This is a genomic window from Candidatus Korarchaeota archaeon NZ13-K (genome assembly GCA_003344655.1).
In the GTDB taxonomy this organism is placed as follows: Archaea; Korarchaeota; Korarchaeia; order Korarchaeales; family Korarchaeaceae; genus Korarchaeum.
Genome location: MAIU01000015.1, coordinates 1 through 21,991, shown reverse-complemented (window position 1 = coordinate 21,991; position 21,991 = coordinate 1). Strand labels below are relative to the sequence as shown.

Genomic DNA, 21,991 nt, shown 5'->3' with positions numbered 1-21,991 from the left:
GGTGAGGCGATTCTGGAGCTGAAAAGGGTAAACTTGGTGCTCGGGCCTCCGGAGTCGGGGAAGTCCAACCTGCTTGAGGCCCTGGCGCCCTTCACTCTATTGGGTCAGCTCTCGAGCTACGAAAAATCCGGAATCGTGCTCGGATACGAATCGGAAGATGAGGTTCGTCTTTGGGACCTCAAACCCATTTTCACCAAGCTCACCCGAATCAGGAGGAAGGAGGATCCATTCTTCATGTTCTCCGTGGACGAGCCCGCCACAGTCAGGCTGGAGATGGACGGCCTCATTGAGGCTGCATTCACATACTCCCCGGAGGCCCTGAGCATCTCCTATCGGCTGGAAGGCGAAGAGTTTATGGAAGTATTCCGGCTCAGTGGGTACAATGAGATCGATTCAGTGACCGCAAGCAGGTCTGCGCTCTCTAGAATCGACGAGCTCGAAGGGAGGCTCCCCAGGGTCAAGTTCTACAGGTTCTCCAGCCCAGAGAGGGTGGTGTTCTGGGGCGAGGAGCTGATCCCTCCGGACGGCCCGAATCTCATGCACGTCCTCGGCATACGCGGAGGGTTGAGGAGGATCGTCAGCTCCTTGCTGGATGATGTCGGCCTGAGGCTGAGCCTCGAAGTTCCTAGCAAGAGGGTCATGTTCCTCAGATTCCTCCCCACCGGGGAGGTACTCGGGATAAGGGATTACATGCTCTCCGACACCTTGAGGAGGCTCATATTCTTCCTCGCAGCGATCGAGACGAACAGGAAATCTCTGGTGCTGATGGAGGAACCGGAGGCTCATGCATTCCCTTTCTATGTGAAGTTCCTGGCGGAGAGGCTGGCAATGAACGAATCGAACTCCTACATCATCACCACCCACAACCCATACTTCTTGGAGACGATCGTGGACAAGGTGCCTGACGCGGATCTCTCCGTCTACGTGGCCAGAAATGAGGGTGGCGTGAGCGAGTTCAGGAGCTTGGAGGCCTCGGAGATCAGGGAGATCATCGCTGAGGGGGCAGATGTCTTCATGAAGATCGGGGATATGGGATGATCTGGGTGGAGTGCTACCCTGATGGGAAGCTAGTTGAGGTCCTCGGCCTCAGGGGGAGGCACCCGAAGGTAGGAGGAAAGGGGAGGGGTGGGACTGGTTGACTCGGACCACGAGGGCACGATCCCCAGAAAATGCGAGGAGGATCATGCTCGCTCGCTTCCACAGTACGGCATCAGGGTCTTCAGGTGCGGAAGGGGATGGATCGTCGCTTTGGATAGAAACCTCGAGGAGTTCCTCTTAGCTTCGGCCAGGGAGTCTGGGATAGACATCGAGTCCTATGGCCTGAGCCGTGATGTCAGGGAGATGCACCACCAGATAAGCAGGATGCATCAGCCCCCAGGTTTCGAGAAACTTCTAGAGGATCTGCTAAGTAAGAGCGGGAGATTGACTGCGCTAAGAAATTTGCTGAGAGAGCTTGAAGGTCCCGAATATTGACCATCTAGGAGATCCCCCAAGGTCTGATGCCTAGCATCTCGGCCCACCAATTTCCACGGGCTCGTAAGTCAGTTCCGCGATCCTAGTGTTGAAGAAATATGCGAGGGGGAACGCCAGATCAATACGCTCGCTTTACCTAGCTCTGGCTCTTAGGGAAACCTAAAGTTCGTAGAACTACCTGATCGAGTCGTGCAACCTTTGAAATGACCATGCAGCCGTTCAGGTTGAGCAACGGTTCCATTTAACGCCGCAGAACTCGAAGAACTGACCGAGGGATTAGGAGGCCCCTCGCAACCCGATTGATTCATGAGTGGTGGATCTCATTCCACCAATATTTATATAGGTCTGGTGGAATCATATCCACCAATGTTGAGCGTGAGCGACTTCGTCCTCAACAGGCTCACCTCGGCTCCAAGCGAGTACAAGCGCCACAGAAAGAGATTCAGGAGATGGATCTTTTACAGGATGAAATCCCTGTTAGGCTCCTTCCTCTCCGGCGAATCAGACTACAGGCTCATCGTGGTCCCTGGTCTCAGAGGGGTGGGCAAGAGCACCCTGCTCTGGCAGCTTTACGAGTACCTGATGGGCAGGCTGGACCCGACCAACGTTCTGCACCTCCCCGTGGATATAATGAAGGCATACACGGGGAATGACAGCATAGTCGAGGCCTACGAGGCATTCCTGAGCCATTCCAGCCGGGGGAGGAAGGTGATGCTGATAGACGAGGTCACCTACTCCGGTAACTGGCCGCTGGAGCTGAAGGCCCTTCACGACAAGGACCCAGATATGGGGTTCATTGTGACCGGCTCCTCCTCCCTCCACCTGAGGGTTGCTGAGAACGCGGATCTAGCCAGGAGGGCCGTCGTGGAGCCGATGTTCCCCCTGAGCTTCGGTGAGTACCTCATGATCAGGGGATCCCTCAGGTGGACGGAGTTCGCTGGCGACTTGGCTAGGGCCATATACGAGCTCTCCCCGGAAAAAGCCCTGGAGGAACTGAGGAATGTGGAGAGCAGGGTGATAGGGGCCAGCAGGGGTTTTGATCCCAGGAGAGATCTGGAGGAGTATCTGAGGATCGGTGGGTTTGCGTTCTCAGCCCTCTCCCGAGACAGGTGGTTGGCGTGGAATCAGGTGTACGAGTCGGTTCAGAGGGCTCTGGAGAGGGACCTGACCGGTTTCAGGGGCTTCGATGATGAGACCGTGTTCAAGGCTGGGATGCTCGTGAACTCGCTGGCCCTCTCACAGGGTGCAGCCACCAGCCTGAGTAGGCTGGCCGATGAGGCTAAAATGGATAAGAAGACACTCCTTAAGGTCATGGACGCTCTGGAGAAATGCGAGCTCCTCTTCGCGGTGAGACCCCGGAGCGAGGTCGCCTACAGGAGAGGCGTCTCGAACAAGTACTACTTCGCCACTCCCACCATAAGGGTCGCTCTGAGGAGGATCGCAGGATACCAGGAGGACAACCTTGGCTTGCTGGCTGAGGAGGCGGTCGCAGCATCCCTCAGGAAGGTGGCCTTCCTGAGGAGGGGCGGTTTCTCCGGCCTGAGATATGTGATAGAGAACGGTGAGGTGGATTTTCTCCTGGAAGGATCGAGGGGTGAGATGATGATTGAGGTGGGTTGGGGGAGGAAGAGAGGGGGAGCTATCTCCAGGGCATCCGGGAGGAGGCTTGTAATCCACGGAGGAGATCTTAAAGCTGAGGGGGGAATGCTCTACGTGCCTCTTTGGCTATTCCTCATGATATGAGGAGTTATCGTGCGTAAGGGAAGGCCATTTCCGCCGCTCAATCGCACAAGTAAGTTCGTAGAGTGACGGTTTTCGATCTCCAGGCATCTAATGTCTCCAAACGATGAGATCGGGGTTTTCTCCTCTATACACTCCGATGCCCTTACACGCAGGTCTTCTTCTGTCTGAGCTAGTCTAACCGCTGTTTTTAGACAAGTTAATACCTCATCTTCTAACGTTTATTTCCTGAAATGATGCCATTGAATCACCTCTAGTGGCTTATTTCCCCTCGCTCTGATTCTGGTCCTGATTTTGCGTAGAACTTTGATAATGTGCCTTTCCTAGGTGAAACACCTCTATGGTAGTTGGAGACTCTCCCACTGTCATGACCTAATTAACTCAAACATGTTAATCCCCTTGGGGTGTTCATGTTGCAGATACTTAACCTTGCATCACCACACTTTTCCCCTATACTATATTAGGAAGCATCCGTACGCGCGAAGTTTCATGTCAGTTTCAGCTCATAAAAGTTATTCCCCAAATTTTCCGGATCATAACTCATAAGTGGAAGAATGGGAACACGCCCTTCGGTCAGATAGATTTATCTGCCTCCAATCCCTCGTATCTCGATGACGGTTCAGAGCAGGCGGACCCGCGCGGGATCAGAGGCATTCAAGGAGGAGCTCCTCGAAAGGCTCTCTAACTTGGACCAAGTTTCACTACGTGAAGGCATGACAGATTTACTCTCCCTTCTGGACGACGTCGAGCTCGTCCTGAGTTCTGAGGATCTGACCGAACTGGAGAGGCAGGGCTTCACCCTGATAAGGGAGTACCTGAAGGAGGCGACGGTCCTCGAGCTCAGAGGGCTCCCCAGGGCCCCCTTCCTTAAGAAGATCAAGGAGATCGCATCCATCCTGAGGGTGATAGGGGACCTCAGAGGAGAGGGGATCCGCATCATCTCCCTTGAGGACCTGACCGTCGTTGGTGAGATCGATGGCAGGCCGGTCTACTCCATCAGGCGGGAGGAGGGAGATAGTCCTCATTGATAGGAGGCCCAAGAGGGTCCTAGTCGAGCGTAGGAAGGGCCTAGAGATTCACTACTTCTACTGGGACCTGGACATGTACAAGCCCTTCGATTACGAGCCGGTGACTCTGCTGGGGTCTTCCGTCCTGTCCCGCTACCACTGGAGGGGCCTCGTGCTGTGGAACGCCCCCGTCAGGAGGGAGGGCAGACCCTTGGTCAGCTTCTACCTAGGGGTTCACACTCCGCTGGTCGTCTCCGAGAGATGGGTCGTCTCGCTCATCTTCTGCGTCAAAGACCTGTCCCTGGAGGAAAGGTTCCTCCTCGGCTACTACCTGACGGTGCTCAACGCCATGCTCCAAGGACTGCTGGAGGTGGATGAGGGTAAATTTCACGGGTATGAGGACCTGATAGAGGAGGGTGTGGTGCCGGAGAAGTACAGGTTCGACCCGGAGGCATGGGGCTTCCTGATAGTGGTAGGGGAGCCCCCCAGGGACCTGCCCGATTTCATAGAGAGGAGACTGAGGGAATGTGAGTGAGCTACGTACGACTCACAACAAGAAGGTGATTGATCCACGTCTTATTTTTCGCGAATATCAAGCGAGGACATGGGAATCCGTCCAGAAGAAACACATTAGAGAGCCCGCTGGAGTGGAAAAGCAGGTAGATACTCTCTTATTTTGAAAGATACTTTTTCCTCTTTAAATGAAAGTTGAGAAGGGATTGGACTTAGAACTAAGAATTGCCAGCGAGCTAGCTGTTGCAGGATGGTTTGTCCTGAACAGGGTTGAGCTTAGAGAGGAGGATGCTCTCTTCACGGATATAGATGTGTTGGGAATCAAAATGTTAGGGGAACAGGAGAGGTGGCTCCTCGTCAGTAGCAAGGCGGGAGGCGATGGGGTATACAAGACTGCCCTTCACCTGCTCGGCACGGTCGTCTACGTATCTGATAAGTTCAGAGGTAAGGGTGTTGCAGTCAGGGGATTGCTGGTCCACAGGAATCCCCCGAGTAAATTCGATAACAGGCGCATAATCTTCAGAAACGCAGACTTATTCAGGGGAGGAAATTTCTTGCACAAACACTGGCGAAGAGCGTTCCTGACGGAATACTATCTGCTGAGGGAATTCGACACTCTCAAGGAGGAGGTGAGGGGCCTCATGCCGTGCAGGAACGACAATGTCAAGCCTGAATGCCTAAACTGCGATAGGGAATGCCCGGTCAGGTACCGGGTGCTTGCTAGAGCCATTCATAGGGAGCTAGTCGGAAGGCTTCTATGGTTCGATCCGGAGGATCGCCTGAGGACTATCTTGGACATTTCGATGATGGAAGAAGTTAGGAAATTAAGAAATAACGTCGCTAATGAGTTGAAGGGAGCTGGCGTAGACGATCCGGATCATCACCCAGTTACCCAAGCAGCCAGCTATCTCCAGTACAGGCTCAAGGTGTTCTCCCTTCTCACATTATCTGAGATCTTAGCTGGTAGGGTAGATATTAGCCTAGATAGGTGGTTACTCAACAGACTACCATCTCCCGAGTTGCTGAGGATAATGCCTAGGGCTTTTCAGGTGTTCCTCATGTCTTGGGGGGGCTTCATTTGGGAGGAGGAACGCGAAAGGGAAATCAAGGCCATCGCTGGGGAGATAGGAATAGAACCTGAAAAATTTAGGGAATGTCTAGGGGCTTTTGAAACAATATTCCGCTCAAAAATGGAAGATTTCAGTTGGTTTCAATTAGTAGCCAACAAAAGCACTAAAATGATATTCCTATATCCTAGGATAATGAGGGGTCTCGGAGTACTTAGAAGGGAGCAATTCTATGGCGACTCCACGAGCTTTCCCGAAGATTGGGAACTTTGGAAGAATGATCATGTTAGCTTCATAGACAGCCACATTCAGAAGCTCCAACCTGTCAAGAACGAGGACTTCTCACACGGGAATGTTAGATAGGGCAAGGTCCTTGATCATTCTAGGTAGTCTTCCAGTGGCCCATGCTCCTCAAGAAGGTTTACTAAAGTTTCGACTTTTCCATTAATTGCGTCCATTATCGGGTCCAATACTTCGGGATCCACTTTGGAGATCTTTCGCTTTATACTGGTCCAAGCATTCACGTATCTTCCCTCCTTTGTGACGAGTATGAGGTCATAGTAGAAAGGATGAGCCATATCCCTCCTTCCAATCGTCACACTTTCAACGTATCCTTCCTTTCCTCTCTTTTCCCTGTAGACCATCCTGATCTTCGACTCGTAGAAAGCTCGACATTCAGAAATTGGCATTCCTCCTGTCTAGGGATAGGAAGGTTCTGTGGAGGGAGTTGAAATTTGAGCCCTATTATATGGGACAGTACAGCGAGGTCCTCGACTAAGATATCGAGGAGCTCTCCCAGCTCGGCCTAGTAAGGGCGATGATAAGGGAGTCTCCTTGACCGAGGAGGAATTGAGGGTCAGACGAAAGCTCATAAAGGAAGCTGGCAAGTTCTCAGAGAAGCTGGGTTTCTCTATAAACGACGTTCTGAGGGAGATAGAAGATTTGAGGGAGCTGAGGAGAGGCCTCAGTGAAGACGAGTTCCTTCTCCTCGTCTACCGGACCTTCCCCGAGTTCACGGTTAACTCGGCCATAAAAGATGACTTGGAGAAGAGGAGAGAGGAGATAGCCATCAACCTCTACGTTAAGGGGAAGGCAAGCTTGGGAAAAGCGGCTGAGATAGCTGGCATGTCCGTTGATGAGTTCATGTCCCTACTGAGGAGGAAGGGTATTGAGGTCCTCCTGCAGGAGTGAGCTAGTTGTCGATGCCTCCGTGTTTACCGCTTGCTATCTCTTTCCGATGGTAAAACCCTCCTGAAGAACCTCAGCGAGATTTATGATCTGATTACCACAGAGAGGGTTATCGAAGAGGTGAAGAACGTAAGAGAAGAACTTCTAGAGGCGATTAAGGGTGGATTGGTGAGGGTGAATTCCTCAGTGTCAGGAGGTCTCCCCTCCCACGTACGTTTGAGTTTGGGAGGAGGGGAGGTCTCCTTCTTGGGGATATGCATGCATCTTCGCGGTGAAGGAAAGGATGTGAGGTGCGCACTGGATGACCTTGACACTCCCCCTGCTTAAGCAAGGGAATTCTTGCTTCTACGGTGTTCATCTCTTCGGTGTTCACAGCCCTTCTATTCCGTCTGCATCCATCCCACCGTAGAGGCAAGGGGTCTGCCACGACCCCGTTATCCCTATCCCTCCAGGAGGGACTCGGGATTATTGATCCCTGCTTTTCAACGAGGTTGCCGATTATTTAAACCTATCGACGCCATTCACCTAGTTACTGAAGCAGTAGAGCTCTCTAGCGTGTTTTCTGTAAAGCCAGAAAGATAGCTAATCTGCTGGATATTGAGGTTAAGGGAACGATAGGTCTCCTTGAAGAGCTCAGGAGGAGGGGATACCTGACCAAAGAGGGGCTAAATTCCCTCTGTTGCGAGCTTAAGGGCAAAAATTTTCGATTTAAGATGGATATGTGCTTGGAACCCTAGCGAGAAAATCTGATACCTTAGGATTCCTCTCACCCACCGACTGGGCCGTCGCGAGCATTAGAAATCCCTCTCATTGTCTACACCAGCACCAAGCCATGATCCAGTAACCTCTCGTAATGCTTGCGGTTCCTCGTGAGGAGGGGGAGACCGTTCGAGATGGCCGTTGCCGCCACGATCAGATCCCTCTCATCTATCATCTCTCCCCTGATCTTGAGATCCCTGTAGATCTCTATAGCCTTCTTGAGGACATCATTCATCGGTGGGAGAACTGTGAAAACCCGTTCCATCCTCTCTTTGGCAGCCTCGAAGTCCCTCCTTCCCCTCAGGAACTCGTATAGGGATATCCAGGATATGAAGAGCTGGGTTCGCGGCAGTGAGGCTTTCCCCTTCTCCACGTCGATGAGCACATCCGTGTCAACCAGTACCCCCTCCATCCTCCCCCCTCAGCCGGATTTTCACCCTCTCAAATGGGATGTCCCTCTCACCGGAGGTCTTTCGGAGGAAATCCTCCAAGTCCCTTATTTCGGAACTCAGGACGGAATTCAGCAGCTCAGAGAGGAACTCATCCCAAGTCTTTTCTCTCTTGAGAGCGCTGAGCTTCCTCTTGAGTTCCGAGCTTATGGAGATGGTGGTCCTAGGCATCATGAATTATTGAATTCACAAATTAAAAATTATTTGTATGTTAGACATCCACATATGTAGAGGGAGATAATGAGAAGTATCCCGCTGTGATTTGCTCCTTACTGGGATTATAAGGGAACTTACAAGGTGGAGCTCTTGGGGAGATGATGTGCCGGATGGTCCAATTTACGGTGAGCGCTGAGATAATCCATTAGTTTCGAGGAAGGATGGGGCCCTCAAGAGGCACTGTCCTGGGTTTATAGAGGGTAGAACAAGCTCACATACATTCCCCCAACCTCTCGAAACCCTTTTAATGCTTACCCCAGGGAGATGATGTCGCTGCATGGTGGAGGAGAGGGCCGCATTCGCTGGTGGCTGCTTCTGGTGCATGGAGTATGCCTTCGATAGGGTGAAGGGCGTAATTGATGCTTGTGAGCGGATACACCGGCGGGTGGAAGGAGAGCCCCACCTACGAGGAGGTCTCCTCCGGACGCACAGGTCACTATGAGGCCGTCCTCGTGAGGTACGATCCGTCGAGGGTATCTTACGAGAGGCTCCTTCGAGGTCTTCTGGAGGAACGTGGATCTGACCGATCCGGGAGGTCAGTTCTCCGACATGGGAAGCCAGTACAGGACGACCATATTCTCCTGAACGAGCACCAGAGGGAGCTTGCGGAGGAGTCCAAGAGGAGAATCCGCCTTTCCGGCATATTCGAAGGTCCCATAGTGACTGAGATAATGCCCTTCAAGGTCTTCTACCCCGCTGAGGACCACCATCAGGGCTATCACCTGAGGAACGGACCCGGGTTCATGCTGTATCACGACGCATCAGGCAGGGGTCCCTTCCCGTTTTCACAGCATCCCCCAAGATCCTGCTCTTCTCCGCGTTGCCTTTCCTCTCAATTCTCTTGGATAGAATAGAACACGCTCTCACCAAACGTCGGGCATCATATCTCCAGTTATCTTGAACTCTTCCGCATTCTTAAGATATGATGTCCATCCACTTATCCACGATATCTCTGGATAGCCTGTAATCGGGAGGTAAGAGTCTGGGGGGCGTTATTATCAGCTGTCTTTCGAAGAATCTCTCAGGGAGCATTGCCTTTGCTTCCTATACCTATCTGGATAGGAAGCCCTCTAAGGCATCAGCGGTCTCCTCTTGATGACGGTCTCTGTTACTACCGTGATGTGACCGTAGAGTCCCTCTCCGAGCCTTACGGCCCTCAACGTCGCTGCCACCCTGCTAGGTATGCTGAGATCCCTGAGCCTTAAGAGGATGATTCCTGGAGGGTGCTGGGAAATGGCGAGGTATCCGAAATCCTTGTCCATAGTGACGATTACCTTATCATGCTGCTTTGCCATCTCTATGACCTTGGTGTCCTCACATCCCCTACATTCCAGTAGGACGCTTTGCACATCGATGCCCATCTCCTTAAGCTCCTCATAGACCTTCAGACCCATATTCTCATCTAATAGGAGCTTACTGCGTGTCAACTAGAACCTCCTCTCTCCCCAAGACTCTGGCTGCGTACAGCAGGGCTGCCCTCACATCCTCGACGCTTATTCCGTAATCCTCCGCTATCTCCTCTGGACTCATTCCGGATGCCAACAGTTCCAAGATTGTGTCAACGGTGATTCTGGTACCCCTTATAACGGGTTTTCCGGCCATTATCCTCGGATCGACCACGATCCTGCGGAGGAGTTCGTCCAACGCACCCACCATCCTTGATTGCCGCGCTTCAGGTATAAAATCGCCAGGGTTGTAAAGTGCCCTAGGTGTGGGCTCGTGCTCGACAGGCAGTTGTGTGGTGCGATAAACATATACATCGAGATGCTTGGTTTCTCCCAGAGCCCGAGCACCTTCTACCGCTTGGTTTCGAGGCCTCTGATGTTGCTGAAGAGGCGGAAAGGTTCACCCATGAGGGCTCTGGGCTGGGTTACATGCTCCCGATGAACCCAAGAGAGACCGAGCCTAATGAATCCCAAGCGGTTGGTAGACCAGAGTCTACCAACCGTGAACCCCATGCGGTGAACCTGACCTCATAGTTCAAGATCTCTTATGTGCCTCATCCTCCCCTTCGCCTTCCTCAGAAGCTCCTCGTCGGCCGTGTAGGCAACGACCCCTAGAAGATCGGCGAGGGCGGCGTAGGATGCGTCATATATTGTTATCCCCTTCCTCATGGCCAGTTCGATGCTTTTCTTCGCGAGCTCCCCCGACAGGTCGTAGAGCGTGAGCTGAAAGTCATCGAGCGTCTCAGCCACCTCTTTCAGCTCTTCCTCACCGAAAGCGCCCGAGCACTTGAGGGCATTCATCACCTCATAAGGCAGGAGGCTTGGGCACGCTAGGTCGATCGCCCCGGAGGCATATGCGTCCCTCAGGAGCCTCGCCTCCTTGGAGTGCTCCTCCTCGACGAACCACTTTACCACCACGGAGGCATCAACTACGACCTTTCTCTCCATTTCCTTATCTCCTCCACGGAGCTCCATCCTTCCACCCTTCTGGAGAGTCTCTCTGAACTGAAAACAGCTTTCTTGATCTTGGATAGGTCCTTCTTATGTCTCCTCTCCTCTTCCCTCCTTATCGTCTCCATTATAGCCCTCCTGACCACCTCGCTCCAGTTGATGTGCCTGAGCTCGTCCATCTTCTCCTTGATCCTCCTATCTATCCTGAAGCTCACGACCACCGACATCATATCGTAATACGATTAATGTAATAAAAATATGACTTACCGCACTGGGACTGAGCATCAATCCTCAGTCTCATGATCGATCGAGTCGCGTTGAGCATGGTGAAGGGAATGTATTGGTTTACGCGAAGGGACGGATGACTTCCGAGTGTCGCGATATGCTTAGTGGGAGTGAGCAGCTGTTGATGCGGAAACTGTGGGTAATGCCTGAGGAGGGCTTACCTAATTGTATTAAATTGTATTCCTGCATTGGAGCCACTTGGCGTCCGAAGGAGCAGCGAATATCCTGAAGGAGGAGGGTTGAGCCTCTAGTTCCCGGTTCTCTTACCCTCTTGGGGTTCACGGGTGATGAGGCCTTAGCTGGATAGGATGGTCCTAATGGTCTTACTGGTGACGACAAGGGTGGTTTGGCCGTGCTATCTAGGGTCCCTTGACAGTAAGTATGGGAGGTGGAGCCTGCTCTACGCACAATTCAGCTCTCTTTGAAGACAGCATCTTCCCATTGGACGGGGATTGGAGCTGTTGGTGGCGGGATATCTGGTTATCTTAGAACCATTCAGCATCACAGTAAATGCGCGGCATCATTATGAGCCAAGGGAGAGGACAAAGAGCCATGCTGCTGGCTTGTGTGCCATGTTCACCGTGCGCCCGATCCAGATAGTCCACTCGGCAGCTTTATATATGCACACACTAATATGCACATATATGAAGAACATATCTTTGAGGGACGAGGTCTACGAGGAGCTATCGAGGTTGAAGAGGGAGGGGGAGTCTTTCTCCGACGTGATACTGAGGCTCATCAGGGGGAACAGGGAGAGATCACTTGAAATTCTGAGGAGATATGCCGGGAAATTGAAGGATTCTGACATAGAAGAGATAATCATGGAGGAGAGAAGGGGATTCTGGGTGAGGGAGTTTGATCTTTGACACCTCCACAATCCTGCGGGTACTGAAGGACGGGAGATTCGTCAGAAAGCTGGAGGAGATAGGGGTCGGGGAGATGGCTGTCACATCGATAACTGCCTACGAACTACTGAGAGGTGCGGCTTACCTGGCCAGGAGGGGAAGTGAGAGGGAGCTTGGGATCATCGTTCGTATGCTGTCCGAACTACCGGTGATCCCGTTCACCTACGAGGATGCCAGGGTCGCTTCCCTCCTGTGGTCGAGGCTCAGGGAGAGGGGAACGCTTGTAAACGATGCGGACATCCTGATAGCCTCCATCTCTCTGAGGCTTGAGGAAGTTCTGGTTTCGTTGGATGAGGACTTTCAGAAGATAAAAGAAGTGGAACCGGTATTGGAGCTGGTGCTGTTGAGACCCTGAAATGCAAGAAAGGTAGTTGGTGCGTGGGTCTTGCGGCCCATTCCACAAAAGAGCGTGCGGGACAGCGCTCCTTTTGTGGGGATAATCATTATATTTCCCACGAGTGGGTAGATACTGATGTCTACCCACATAGTTGAGATGGACGACAGAGGGAGGGTCCTTATCCCGAAGAGGTTGAGGGAGTCCATAGGATCCAGAAGGTTCCTGCTCATCGTTAAAGATGGAAAAATGGAGCTCATCCCATTGGATGATCCGAAAGAGGCCCTCAAAAAGTTGAAAGGATCTAGACAGTTTCCCTTTAACTGGGAAGAAGCTAAGAGGATCGCTGAGAGACTGGTGAATGAGGAGGTCGCCGATTGATGCCCTTAATCGAGCTGGATGTACTCCTGGCCTTCATAAATAAATCCGATAAGCATCATGAGGTCGCTTCACGCGTTATAGAAGCGGCTGTTTCTGATGAGAGCTATCACCTCTCCTTGGTAGCCCTGATCGAGATGTCTCTGATCTACAGATCTAGATCGATGGAATTGGAATTGGAGGAGGACCTGAGGCTTCTCCTTTCCCTCTTTAACGGCCGAACGACTCAACTCACTCCCTTGGAAGCGATGAGGGCTGCGTGGATCAGGAGGAAATACGGTCTCTCCTTCTTCGATTCCCTGCATGCAGCATTAGCGATGAGCCTGGATTCCACCATAGTTTCGTTCGATGAGGCGTATAACGGGATAGAGGGGTTGAGGAGAATCGATCCGATGGAATGGTAGGAGCGAGATCTCTAAAGCTTCTAGCTGAATGCTGCTTTCCTCTCTAAGATTCCGCTGAGTGTGGTAATTCTCCCCAACTTTGGAACCTCAATCCCTTGCGCACAACATGCCCAGGCCCATGGGTGTTATCTCGAGAACCTAGGTTTACCCTGCGGTCCACATTAGCTCTCTTTCATCAGGGGCTCCAATGGAGTCTTGCAGATGCTCCCGCGGGAATTATAAATGTCAGCCATCATGATGTGCTCCCTCCGGAGTTTTCTCACCTCTAATAGTTCTTCTGGGACCCTACGCCCTCCTGGCCGCGATCTCCACCTTGAAAATCCTCAGAGAGGGATCATAGCGCGCGGAAAAGGAGGTTGCAAGCACCCACTCCCGAGAGTGGGAGAGAGAGGATGAAGTGATGAAGTACCGGAAAACGCATCCATCACTCTCATCTACTTCATCGAGATCATGTTAGAGACCTCCTTGAGGAATGATTCTATAGAGGGATCTTCCAGCGGAGCTACCCGCCTACCTTCGTGTTTGTGGTGTGGGTGTGTGCTGATGTACGGGTGATGAGGTGCGTTATCGTACCTTGGCAGGATTTCCGAGCCGGAGATGAAAGTGCATGAGTATTTCTCGACCGATTCCCTGACAAATTCTGTGATGACGATCCTATGACTTGCCGAAATCGCTTCGATCCTGTACCAACCTACCGTGGGGAGTGGACCGACTGAGGACCCTCAAGACCACGTTACGGAATCCGTGACTCCTAAGCAGCTTAGTGACGTATGATATATCCTCTCGTTAAGCTTCAAGGTTGTTTCTCCCTAAGGACCTAAGCTTGCTCTCCACTGTCACGAGTTCCTCAACTAAGGCCTCCCAGACCATGAAATCCCCATGGACCTCGGGGTCATCGGGTTCAGGGATGAGGCCCTCCCTCCACGACCTGACGAACTCCTCGCTATCCATTCCGTACCTCTCCTCGAGCCTCTTCAGTTCGGAGAGCAGCCACTTCCTCCGGAGAACCAGCTCCTCTATTTCCTCTAGGCTCAGCGTCATGTCGCTCTTGTAAAATGGGTGGCCTCCGGTTATAACGGTATCGTGAAGCGCAGTTCCCGTATTCGTACCCGAGCCCTTCTCACCTCCCATTTCAAGCGAGCTATTAGTGACGAATGTTCCCCCGTGCGTTAGTCCCCGTGCTCCATTGGCGTGCGCTTCAACGCATCCTCCTCAGGTGGGGTATTCTACTCAGGGCGTTGAGGGCCCTCTCCAAATCCCTCTCCTTCACCAGAATGAAGTCCGAACTGTAGGAGGAGATGGCTAGCAGGGAAACGCCCTCGGAGGCCAGGGAGTTGGAGACCACGGCCATCAGCCCCACCAATTCGAGCGGCAGGTTCCCGAACTTGATGATCCTGTACCCGCAGTCCGCCTCCTCACCGCAGCCCTCCCTGCTGATCACAGTCATTCCCTCTGGCTCCTTCACCACGGCCAGGAAGTCCTGGGGAACTTCGCCGCAGATGGAAACGCAGTACTCACCATCCAGAACCTCGTATGTCAGGTCCCCGATGTTGAAGCCAGCGGGCGTCACGGCCTCAAGTACCCTCCCCAGTATGACGGTCTCCACATCCCCCTCGGCCCTGGTGAGCTCGATGGTGTTGAAGAATGAGTAGCCCTCCCTCAGGAAGAAGTCCAACGCTGGCAGGTTTGCTGGGATGACGCTAGCGTAAAGCCTACCGCCGGCCACCTCCTCGCAGGCCCTGAGCAACGCCCTTCCCACCCCTTTTCCCCTGAACTCCGGCTTTACGTATATCTCCTTGAGGAAATAAGCTCCCTCGTCCTCTTTTACCCTGGCAAAGCCGACTAGCTGAGAGTCGAGCTCAGCAACGAGCACCTCGCCCTGAACGGACCTCAGCTCCTCAACTCCCCACTCCGGAGGGTAGGTTACGTCGCTCCCCATTATCCTCCTGTGGTATGAGTAGAAGTCGGCGTACATCTTCCCGACTTCCTCCAGATCCTCGTCCCCCATCCTCCTCACGAGGACCACGGCATCACCTGGCAATTGGATATCTTTGTGCTAATTTGGTTTTCTTCAGCCGACTGGAGGTGATCTTCAGCTCGCTTTCGTCAAAGCACCAAAGGAAGTCCGCTCTCCTGACCTGACGAGAGATGCGGAACAGAACCTCCGAAGCGGAGGCAGATACCCGGTCATGGGGCCAACCAGCGCATCGGTGTAAAGCGAATCGGATTCGCCCCTCTCCCCACCTGCGACGGGAAGATGGATAGAAGATCAGTAATCATCGCTCACGAAGTACTGGAACGGCTTGAGGAAGAACACGAACAGGGAGACCATGGGGGCGATGATCGAGGCAGTTCCACCTGCCAAGCTGGGGAACAGCGAGAAGGTTGAGTAGACGATGCTGAAGTGGGTCACTGTCGGGAGGACCACTTCCCGGTCTTCTCCCTCATTACCCCGAAGATCATCCTGAGGAAGCACGCTGATAGGGCTATCAGGACTGTCCCCGCGCCCACCTCGAAGTCCCCGGTGAAAGGATTGATGTCCGTCAGCAGGTGTGGCAGGCCGAAGTAGAATATCGCTGTTATCAGGGTCCCCTGATGCCAGGTGAACCTGAAACCTATCAGGCTGCCGTACTCGCGGGTGAGCACCTCGTTGAGCCTGGACTGCACGTAGCCCCTGAAGAGGAGCTCCTCAGCGAAGCCAACCATGACTGGATAGCAGAGGGCGTCCCCAGCCAGCCTACCCAAATTCACCTCCCCGGGAGATCCCAGCCCCGCCAGGATGCATAGGAAAGCGACGATCCCCCCGGGCCGAACATGATCAGGAGGATGTAGAGGCTCCACTTCAGATCCTTTCTCGGGTTCCTGAGGGAGAGCCCGTAGCTACTCGGTGATTCCGTGAATAGCTATTCCCAGAATGGCCAGGAGGATCATCGCGGCCTTGGTCAGCCAGCCGTGAAGGGCGAGGGAGGTGCGCGTGGCGTAGATATAGCAGGCGATCAGGAAGAAGGTAGCTTCGAGGGACGCTGTCTCCAGAACAGCGACGATCTTACCGACGCGGGATCCCTCCCACCCACGTCCAGGGGACATGGCGCATTCCCTAGGCCGGTGATATCCCACCCAGCTCGGATCCGACCCATTCTGACCGAGAGGAGGGATGAAAACGTTTCCGCGTGATCCTCACCACTTCAACGGATGATCCAGCCTCCCTCCACTCTCCTGTACCCCCTCCTCTTCAGAGACTTCAGCTTCTCCGTCAGCGGTTTCAGGGGAAGGCTCTCCTTGAGGACTATCCCCTCCGTCAGGGCGTCCAGAATCAAGGTGGAGTATGGAAGGGCCTCTAAAGCCTCCTCCAGTGTGAAGGAATAGACATCCACGGGAATTCGTGCCTCCCTGAGGTCTCCTAGGAGTCGCTCCAAGGTGGATGAGTCCTCGTAGATCAGGAGCAGGTCGTAGTCGCTTGCTGGAGTGGCATCTCCCCTGGCCCTTGAGCCGAACAACACAGCTGTGACATCGTACCTCTTCACGATCTCCTCAAGCTTCTTTCTCCTCTTTCTATCCCTCTCTACCATCCTCCTCAAGAATCCCCTCAACATAAGAGACTATCACCTCCGCGCAATCGACCGCTTTCTCCGCCTCCTCCCTCCTGTAATCCCTCAGTCTGGCGTCCGGGTACCTAGCTTGAACATAGTGTTCCTCCAAGCCCTCGCATTCCCTCAGGGCATCTGGGACATCGAGTACCTCAAAGAGGGCGTCGAGCAGTTCGGATATAGAGTAGGTGTAGGGCTTGTATCCAGTCTTCCTTATGAGCAGGGCCTTCAGGCGAACTCGGCGGCCTGTTGAGAGTTAAGTGCTGCGAAATCGTAGTATCCATCATCCAAGTCCCTCCTGGCCACCTGAAGGAACCTTCTGGCCTTCTCCATCCACTTTTCGTATATCCTCTCCACAGGATGAAAGGGTGCGAGCTTATATAAAACTCCCTTCCCCCGTCCAGCTAGGTGCAGGACCCTCACGACCAGCCGAGCTAAAGATGATGGTATCGCCCGTGTTCCGCTTATCGGGGGAGTTTGACTGGATAATACGATCTTGGAGTTCGCCCTCCGATCTGCCTCCCTCAAAACTAGTGATCACGCAATTCATACGATTCCCGAGCTTGAAGTCTGCTACACAGAGCTTAAATTGGAGGCTCACGCGTGTTCATGATGGACTGCGATGGTCTGAGGCTCAGCGGGAGGGGTAAGGTCTTCCTGGTATGGAGAGGGTGAGGTCCAGATCGATGAGGCTGGTTAGTGGCCTAGTAGCTGTCAGCGGAGTCCTAAGGACCATAGCCATTGACCTTCACAGGCTGTCGCAGGACATCAGGCTCATGTTCTCCGGGTCGGCCACGGACTTCAACGAGATCAGGCTGGGGATCGGGCTTGCTGGCAGCAGCATCATGCCGGGCAAGGTGAATCCCGTGACGCAGGAAGCGGTCCAGATGGCGGTCAGCCACTTGATCGGATTTGACGCCTCCCTAACCTCCGCAGGCCTCTTGGGAGAGTTGGAGCTGTCCATGAGCATTCCCCTGGCTGGCTGGACCCTGATCAGGGAGGTAGATCTGCTGAGTGAGGCATGAGCAAGCTGATCCGAAGCCTGGAAGGGATCTGGGTGAACGAGAAGAGGTGCAAAGAGTTGGCGATGTCCAGCAGGGCGCTGATAACCATCCTAGCCCATCTGATCGGCTATGAGAAGGCCGTCAGACTCGCGGAAGAGCTGGATAAGGGAAGGGGAATCGAGGACGTACTGGTGGAGATGGGCGTGAACGGGGAGAGGGTGAGGAGGATACTCTCCAAGGAGAGATTGGTCAGCCCTGGCTTTCCCGCCTTGGATCGGTGATATCCGACCTCGCAAATGGAAAGGGAGCGGATTCACCCAGTGCAACGCTGAATCATGCGCATCATTTTACGTGGAGCTGTCATAGAGCGATGGATATGGGACCGAGAAGGGGAGCGCTTACGCTATGGGCCGGCCAGGAGGCAGCAATTCCATTCAGAGGTCCCTTATCCTCCCCTTCATCCTCTCCAGCAGCTCCCTGGCCACCTCGAGCACCTGCGTGGCCGTCGATTCGTCGAAGAGGTGGACCCTGTGATCCGCCCTCTTCCTCTCCCCGAAAAGCCACATCATCCTCTCCCTCGCATCCCGGCCCAGCAGTCTCCCGAGGGCGTTCGCTATCTTATCGTCCTTCGTCGTCCGAATGTCCCCTATCAGGGCCTCTGCCATGAGCCTGACTGAGAAATAGGCGGCGCTCACCGCCTTGTTATAGCAGCCCACCTCCAGGTCCTTCCTCGCCTCCTCGAACAGGACCTCACTCTTCCTTACCTTCAAGGACCTCTCCGCCATGCTCCCTGAACCTCTCCACTGCGTCCCTGTCCTCGGGCCCGACCACGAGGGGGCTGAGCACTCCCCCCACCCCGAGCCTCTCCTCAGCGTTAACCGTTGCTCTCATCACGAGCATGCTCGCCTTCGGGTCGCACTCATCCAGCATCACGAGCACGTTGGAGTCGTAGAGCCTGTCCTCCGGGGAGGGGAGGGCAACAACGAGCCTGACCTTGTCCGGAAGGAGCTCGCTTAGCTCCTGGATCAGAGCCCTGATCAGCTCCCTCCAGGATCTCTCGGTCCTCAGGTTCTCGGCTATGGCGATCATCACGACTGACGGGCTGGTCGCAGTAAAAACGTTTCCGCTCTGAGGTGGGTCACCTCCCGAGCCGCTCACCCGGGAGCGATCCGCGGAGCGTGCTCCCACTCTATCACAGGCATAGTTTATGAGGGTTCTGTCAGGGCCCAGGTTTAGGAACTGTCTCATATCACCGGACCAATTTATATATCTGTCCGGGTGAATGAAACGGAATGCTCTCGCCCACTGGATTCGAGGTCGTGAGGGTGCTAGTCTCAGGGAGCACCTCGGTGGAGGAGCTTCGCTCCAGGTTGAACCTCTCAAGATCCTCCATGTACGATCTGCTCAGGGATCTCAGGGGGAAGGGCCTGACGGAGCTTCATGAAGGTGTCGTCTCCCTGGCAGGAACGACCCACGCCAGGGCCCTAGCCCTGGCTATTGAAATGAACCTGATACCCAACCCCAGGCTCCTCTCGGATGCCCCGGTCAGGATACTCCTCTCCGCCCCGAGGCCTCTGGATATCGGTCAGGTGATGAGGCTTTCCCTCCTCAGCAGAGCCACCTTCCACAGGTGGTTCAGATTGTTGACCGATGAGGGCTGGATTGAGGTCCTTCCCTATAGGATGTCCGTATCCCACCACATGGCGAAACCCGAGTCGGGACCTCTCCACGAACTTCTGGTCGGCTACCACTCCCACCTAGCCTCTCGCTTCAAGGTGAACGGTGGAGTTGTGCTATGGACGAATGGGAAGCAGGCCATCATCAGGAACAGGGCAGGATGGGGGGAGGAACCTTGACCGCTTTCTCAGCGTTTCCCAGCTTCGGTGTTCCACTATTCCTACCCGAAATGAGGGAGTACGCGTTGCCCAGGAGGGAACTGAGTCCTCAGGAGGTGTTCGATCATGCCTGCCTCCTAGCGGATGATTACAGGCTTAAGGGATTGTGCATGACTTTCTACAGAAGGAACAAGCCTTTTCTAGCTAGACACTGGGCAATAGAAGCTGTCATTAGAGGAAAAGATGTGCCTGGATGGCCGAAAAAGCAGGAGGTCGTTCTGGATGGATAGGAACTCCCTGATTATGCTCTTGAAAGATGTAGCCTCGAGGTTCACCTCAGGGGAGGTTTCTTTCTACGCCATCGGTGGAACGGCGTTAACGCTCCTTGGACTGGAACCCTCCAAAGTGGATGTATACTAGCTCCGCTTTGAGATACAGCCTGGAAGTGAAGGAATGCTCTTCGCAGGGAGGCTGGTCGATGGACGCTTACATTACTCCATGTCCCCGTGATCTCTTCAACGATCGCCCCAGACCCCTGCTAAGCTCTAGCGATGGGCTCGTGATCATCGACGCCGTAACGCTTCCGGGACTCGGATCATCCGCTAGTAGGAAGGTTCCCAATCCCGGCTTGAATTCAACACTCCTTCTGGCCCAGGACGGCGTTCACTATCTCCTCAGCTAGCTCCCTCTTAGCGTCCCTGCTCATCTTAGAGAGGGCTTCCGCGAGGGTTCCGAGGTCGACCTCCTCATCCCCGATCCTCACCCTCTTCCCCGAGTTCTTCCTGAGGTGATTTATCGCCAGCTCTATTATCCTCTCAACAAGCTCGTCGCTCAGCCTCACAGAGAGTCATCGCGCGCCCCCCTTATAACCCTATCGGCGGGCCCGGGGCTGCTCGAGGGATCGTGGCAAGGATGGACCGGGCCGCTGAGGTTTGCTCCCTCAGGCTTCGTCCGCTAGCATCCCCGCTGCGCGTTCGGGCGAAGCCATCGAGCGTCAGGGTGAGCAGATGGGCTGATGCTCCCGTCTCCTCAATGCTCGACGCCTCGACCCTGGGATCGCTCCCTGCAGGCTAACCGGGGGCCTCATCGAGGCCGGGGAGGCTAGAGAGCTGCTTGAGAGTCCGGGAATAGGAGGATGCTGCCCATGTTCAGTGCCCAAGTCCAGGAGCTCCTTGCACATGCGGTGACACGCTCATGTTCAAGTTGGTGAGGAGACATCGTTTATTTTGTTTAGAAGCCGCTGATCTCATTTTGAAGATAATTAGAGGCACCTGAATGGCCTTTCTTCGATCTTCTGGCGGATTAAGCGGCTCCAATGAACGCTATCTTCACTCTTGAGAAGAATTTTGAGATATGAGCTTCTCAACGCCTGCTGAAGTGCTTTCAGCGCACGGAGAAAGCGGTTTGCACAGAGTATCTCCTGCCGAACATCGGATTTCATCTAAGCCCAGCAGCTCCCAGCTTCAAGCATCATTATTAAGCACTCAAAAGCAGATCGCATGATGGAGCTGATCGTGCTGAAGGAGAGGCTAAACAGGGCTTTGCTCAGAGAGGATAGCGTTATCTATGCGATACTATTCGGATCGGCAGCAAGAGGGGAGATGAGGGAGGACAGCGATGTTGATTTAGCTTTAAAGCTCCATAGAAAGCCGGATCTGATGGAGCTGGGAAGGCTTGCCTCGGAGCTGGAGCTTGAGATTGGAATGCCTGTCCACCCAGTCGATCTTGACGATGCCCCTCCTCCCCTCCGCTATGAGATCTTCAAGGAGGGGATAGTTGTGTTGGTCAGAGATGAGACGCAGCTGGCGGAGGACAAGGCCAGGGCGATAATGGAGTTCCTGGACTTTAAGTATCACTACGATATCATGGCTAAAGGGATGATGGAGGCGATCAGAGGTGCCCAGTCCCGGTCTGATAGGTAGGATAGAGAGGTTCAGGAGGGCAACGCTCCAGCTGAGTAAGGTAAAAGAGATGAGTAAGGAGGAGTTTCTCAGCAACCCTCTGGTAATTGACGCCACTGAGAGAAACTTTCATGTCGCTATAGAGGCCCTCCTGGATACGGGAAGCTTCATAATATCCAAGAAGGGTTGGCTAACGCCCTCTAGGTATCAAGAAGTTAGCAAGGAGCTTGCCAATCATGGAGTTCTCACAGCTGAGGAGGGGAATAGGCTCTCCTCGATGGCGGGCTTGAGAGACATACTCGTCCATATCTACGCGGAAGTGGATCATGAGATGCTCTATTCGCTATTGCAGAGGGTGGAGGAGATGGATGAAATAATGAGAAAGCTCCTGAAATACATAGAACAGGAAGGAATGGATCCCTGATCCCATTTCATAGAACTGCTCGCATTCCTGGGAATATCTTTTACCCTGCTTGGGCGAGAGGATCAGCTTCCTTCGGATGCAGGGCTTGAGGAGCATGGGAGCTGCTGATGACCTGAACACAGCATT

At 53.7% G+C, this 21,991-nt stretch carries 34 protein-coding genes and 2 pseudogenes; 19 read left to right on the top strand and 17 right to left on the bottom strand.

Features of this window, described 5'->3' with window-relative positions; translation table 11 throughout:
• From BA066_03275 to BA066_03250, 6 genes are all read left to right on the top strand, one after another.
• The coding region (locus tag BA066_03275; GenBank protein ID RDD53693.1) for an ATP-binding protein at positions 1–1,038 on the top strand (1,038 nt) is incomplete at its 5' end.
• Between the two features lie 87 nt (positions 1,039–1,125).
• Complete coding sequence (locus BA066_03270) at positions 1,126–1,473, top strand: hypothetical protein (GenBank protein RDD53692.1); 348 nt, start codon at positions 1,126–1,128, stop codon at positions 1,471–1,473.
• Between the two features lie 306 nt (positions 1,474–1,779).
• Positions 1,780–3,216 carry an ATP-binding protein gene (locus tag BA066_03265; GenBank protein ID RDD53691.1) on the top strand — a complete coding sequence of 479 codons (1,437 nt, stop codon included), beginning with the start codon at positions 1,780–1,782 and terminating at the stop codon, positions 3,214–3,216.
• A gap of 608 nt (positions 3,217–3,824) precedes the next feature.
• Positions 3,825–4,241: a hypothetical protein gene (locus BA066_03260; GenBank protein RDD53690.1), complete on the top strand. Its 417-nt coding sequence runs from the start codon at positions 3,825–3,827 to the stop codon at positions 4,239–4,241.
• Positions 4,189–4,755, top strand: coding sequence for a hypothetical protein (locus BA066_03255; protein ID RDD53689.1), 567 nt, complete (start codon positions 4,189–4,191; stop codon positions 4,753–4,755). Before BA066_03260 ends, BA066_03255 begins: the two co-directional genes overlap by 53 nt.
• A gap of 166 nt (positions 4,756–4,921) precedes the next feature.
• On the top strand, positions 4,922–6,163 hold the full coding sequence (locus tag BA066_03250; protein RDD53688.1) for a hypothetical protein: 1,242 nt from the start codon (positions 4,922–4,924) through the stop codon (positions 6,161–6,163).
• 14 nt (positions 6,164–6,177) lie between these two features.
• On the opposite strand, the gene BA066_03245 is transcribed toward BA066_03250, so the two are convergent.
• Positions 6,178–6,444: a hypothetical protein gene (locus BA066_03245; GenBank protein RDD53687.1), complete on the bottom strand. Its 267-nt coding sequence runs from the start codon at positions 6,442–6,444 to the stop codon at positions 6,178–6,180.
• Positions 6,445–6,634: 190 nt separating this feature from the next.
• On the opposite strand from BA066_03245, the gene BA066_03240 reads away from it, so the two are divergent.
• The gene (locus BA066_03240; protein RDD53686.1) at positions 6,635–6,991 is read left to right on the top strand and encodes a hypothetical protein; all 357 of its coding nucleotides are present in this window, start codon (positions 6,635–6,637) and stop codon (positions 6,989–6,991) included.
• Positions 6,992–7,021: 30 nt separating this feature from the next.
• Positions 7,022–7,315, top strand: coding sequence for a hypothetical protein (locus BA066_03235; GenBank protein ID RDD53685.1), 294 nt, complete (start codon positions 7,022–7,024; stop codon positions 7,313–7,315).
• Positions 7,316–7,802: 487 nt separating this feature from the next.
• Here the strand turns inward: BA066_03235 and BA066_03230 are convergent, their stop codons facing one another.
• Together BA066_03230 and BA066_03225 are read right to left on the bottom strand one after the other, a co-directional pair.
• A complete protein-coding gene (locus BA066_03230; GenBank protein RDD53684.1) occupies positions 7,803–8,159 on the bottom strand; it encodes a type II toxin-antitoxin system VapC family toxin in 357 nt (118 codons plus the stop codon).
• Positions 8,140–8,367: a hypothetical protein gene (locus BA066_03225; protein RDD53683.1), complete on the bottom strand. Its 228-nt coding sequence runs from the start codon at positions 8,365–8,367 to the stop codon at positions 8,140–8,142. Before BA066_03225 ends, BA066_03230 begins: the two co-directional genes overlap by 20 nt.
• A gap of 322 nt (positions 8,368–8,689) precedes the next feature.
• On the opposite strand from BA066_03225, the pseudogene msrA reads away from it, so the two are divergent.
• Positions 8,690–9,266: pseudogene (gene msrA, locus BA066_03220) on the top strand (peptide-methionine (S)-S-oxide reductase).
• 216 nt (positions 9,267–9,482) lie between these two features.
• Here msrA and BA066_03215 read toward each other — a convergent pair.
• The 4 genes from BA066_03215 to BA066_03200 form a co-directional block, all read right to left on the bottom strand.
• Complete coding sequence (locus tag BA066_03215) at positions 9,483–9,806, bottom strand: hypothetical protein (GenBank protein RDD53682.1); 324 nt, start codon at positions 9,804–9,806, stop codon at positions 9,483–9,485.
• A 19-nt stretch (positions 9,807–9,825) separates the two neighbouring features.
• Positions 9,826–10,068 (bottom strand): DUF433 domain-containing protein, encoded by a 243-nt coding sequence (locus tag BA066_03210; GenBank protein RDD53681.1) that lies wholly within the window; start codon positions 10,066–10,068, stop codon positions 9,826–9,828.
• A gap of 317 nt (positions 10,069–10,385) precedes the next feature.
• On the bottom strand, positions 10,386–10,805 hold the full coding sequence (locus BA066_03205; protein RDD53680.1) for a PIN domain-containing protein: 420 nt from the start codon (positions 10,803–10,805) through the stop codon (positions 10,386–10,388).
• Complete coding sequence (locus tag BA066_03200; protein RDD53679.1) at positions 10,787–11,035, bottom strand: hypothetical protein; 249 nt, start codon at positions 11,033–11,035, stop codon at positions 10,787–10,789. The genes BA066_03205 and BA066_03200 overlap by 19 nt, the downstream gene beginning before the upstream one ends.
• Positions 11,036–11,737: 702 nt before the next feature.
• Between BA066_03200 and BA066_03195 the strand changes: the two genes are divergently transcribed.
• From BA066_03195 to BA066_03180, 4 genes are all read left to right on the top strand, one after another.
• Positions 11,738–11,959: an antitoxin gene (locus tag BA066_03195; GenBank protein RDD53678.1), complete on the top strand. Its 222-nt coding sequence runs from the start codon at positions 11,738–11,740 to the stop codon at positions 11,957–11,959.
• Positions 11,949–12,353, top strand: coding sequence for a type II toxin-antitoxin system VapC family toxin (locus BA066_03190; GenBank protein RDD53677.1), 405 nt, complete (start codon positions 11,949–11,951; stop codon positions 12,351–12,353). Before BA066_03195 ends, BA066_03190 begins: the two co-directional genes overlap by 11 nt.
• A gap of 117 nt (positions 12,354–12,470) precedes the next feature.
• A complete protein-coding gene (locus BA066_03185; GenBank protein ID RDD53676.1) occupies positions 12,471–12,713 on the top strand; it encodes an AbrB/MazE/SpoVT family DNA-binding domain-containing protein in 243 nt (80 codons plus the stop codon).
• Complete coding sequence (locus BA066_03180; GenBank protein RDD53675.1) at positions 12,713–13,114, top strand: type II toxin-antitoxin system VapC family toxin; 402 nt, start codon at positions 12,713–12,715, stop codon at positions 13,112–13,114. Before BA066_03185 ends, BA066_03180 begins: the two co-directional genes overlap by 1 nt.
• 786 nt (positions 13,115–13,900) lie before the next feature.
• On the opposite strand, the gene BA066_03175 is transcribed toward BA066_03180, so the two are convergent.
• The 6 genes and pseudogenes from BA066_03175 to BA066_03150 form a co-directional block, all read right to left on the bottom strand.
• Positions 13,901–14,155 carry a hypothetical protein gene (locus BA066_03175; protein RDD53674.1) on the bottom strand — a complete coding sequence of 85 codons (255 nt, stop codon included), beginning with the start codon at positions 14,153–14,155 and terminating at the stop codon, positions 13,901–13,903.
• 157 nt (positions 14,156–14,312) lie between these two features.
• Positions 14,313–15,155, bottom strand: a complete 843-nt coding sequence (locus tag BA066_03170) for a GNAT family N-acetyltransferase (protein ID RDD53673.1) — start codon at positions 15,153–15,155, stop codon at positions 14,313–14,315.
• A gap of 368 nt (positions 15,156–15,523) precedes the next feature.
• A complete protein-coding gene (locus BA066_03165; protein ID RDD53672.1) occupies positions 15,524–15,955 on the bottom strand; it encodes a CPBP family intramembrane metalloprotease in 432 nt (143 codons plus the stop codon).
• Between the two features lie 39 nt (positions 15,956–15,994).
• A complete protein-coding gene (locus BA066_03160; protein RDD53671.1) occupies positions 15,995–16,201 on the bottom strand; it encodes a hypothetical protein in 207 nt (68 codons plus the stop codon).
• A 98-nt stretch (positions 16,202–16,299) separates the two neighbouring features.
• Positions 16,300–16,707 carry a nucleotidyltransferase domain-containing protein gene (locus BA066_03155; protein ID RDD53670.1) on the bottom strand — a complete coding sequence of 136 codons (408 nt, stop codon included), beginning with the start codon at positions 16,705–16,707 and terminating at the stop codon, positions 16,300–16,302.
• Positions 16,667–17,034: pseudogene (locus BA066_03150) on the bottom strand (HEPN domain-containing protein). The gene BA066_03155 and the pseudogene BA066_03150 overlap by 41 nt, the downstream one beginning before the upstream one ends.
• A 329-nt stretch (positions 17,035–17,363) precedes the next feature.
• On the opposite strand from BA066_03150, the gene BA066_03145 reads away from it, so the two are divergent.
• Positions 17,364–17,726, top strand: a complete 363-nt coding sequence (locus BA066_03145; GenBank protein RDD53669.1) for a hypothetical protein — start codon at positions 17,364–17,366, stop codon at positions 17,724–17,726.
• Complete coding sequence (locus BA066_03140; protein RDD53668.1) at positions 17,723–17,986, top strand: hypothetical protein; 264 nt, start codon at positions 17,723–17,725, stop codon at positions 17,984–17,986. The genes BA066_03145 and BA066_03140 overlap by 4 nt, the downstream gene beginning before the upstream one ends.
• Positions 17,987–18,139: 153 nt before the next feature.
• Here BA066_03140 and BA066_03135 read toward each other — a convergent pair whose 3' ends face one another.
• Together BA066_03135 and BA066_03130 are read right to left on the bottom strand one after the other, a co-directional pair.
• Positions 18,140–18,475, bottom strand: coding sequence for a HEPN domain-containing protein (locus BA066_03135; GenBank protein ID RDD53667.1), 336 nt, complete (start codon positions 18,473–18,475; stop codon positions 18,140–18,142).
• Complete coding sequence (locus BA066_03130) at positions 18,456–18,794, bottom strand: hypothetical protein (GenBank protein RDD53666.1); 339 nt, start codon at positions 18,792–18,794, stop codon at positions 18,456–18,458. The genes BA066_03135 and BA066_03130 overlap by 20 nt, the downstream gene beginning before the upstream one ends.
• A gap of 203 nt (positions 18,795–18,997) precedes the next feature.
• Here BA066_03130 and BA066_03125 point away from each other — a divergent pair, with 203 nt between their 5' ends.
• Both BA066_03125 and BA066_03120 read left to right on the top strand, forming a co-directional pair.
• Positions 18,998–19,561, top strand: coding sequence for a hypothetical protein (locus BA066_03125; protein ID RDD53665.1), 564 nt, complete (start codon positions 18,998–19,000; stop codon positions 19,559–19,561).
• 50 nt (positions 19,562–19,611) lie between these two features.
• Positions 19,612–19,830: a hypothetical protein gene (locus BA066_03120; GenBank protein ID RDD53664.1), complete on the top strand. Its 219-nt coding sequence runs from the start codon at positions 19,612–19,614 to the stop codon at positions 19,828–19,830.
• Between the two features lie 344 nt (positions 19,831–20,174).
• On the opposite strand, the gene BA066_03115 is transcribed toward BA066_03120, so the two are convergent.
• A complete protein-coding gene (locus BA066_03115; GenBank protein ID RDD53663.1) occupies positions 20,175–20,381 on the bottom strand; it encodes a hypothetical protein in 207 nt (68 codons plus the stop codon).
• 420 nt (positions 20,382–20,801) lie between these two features.
• The gene (locus BA066_03110; GenBank protein RDD53662.1) at positions 20,802–20,981 is read right to left on the bottom strand and encodes a hypothetical protein; all 180 of its coding nucleotides are present in this window, start codon (positions 20,979–20,981) and stop codon (positions 20,802–20,804) included.
• 58 nt (positions 20,982–21,039) lie between these two features.
• Between BA066_03110 and BA066_03105 the strand changes: the two genes are divergently transcribed.
• Complete coding sequence (locus tag BA066_03105) at positions 21,040–21,462, top strand: nucleotidyltransferase domain-containing protein (protein ID RDD53661.1); 423 nt, start codon at positions 21,040–21,042, stop codon at positions 21,460–21,462.
• On the top strand, positions 21,437–21,865 hold the full coding sequence (locus BA066_03100) for a DUF86 domain-containing protein (protein RDD53660.1): 429 nt from the start codon (positions 21,437–21,439) through the stop codon (positions 21,863–21,865). Before BA066_03105 ends, BA066_03100 begins: the two co-directional genes overlap by 26 nt.
• The last annotated feature ends 126 nt before the right edge of the window (positions 21,866–21,991 follow it).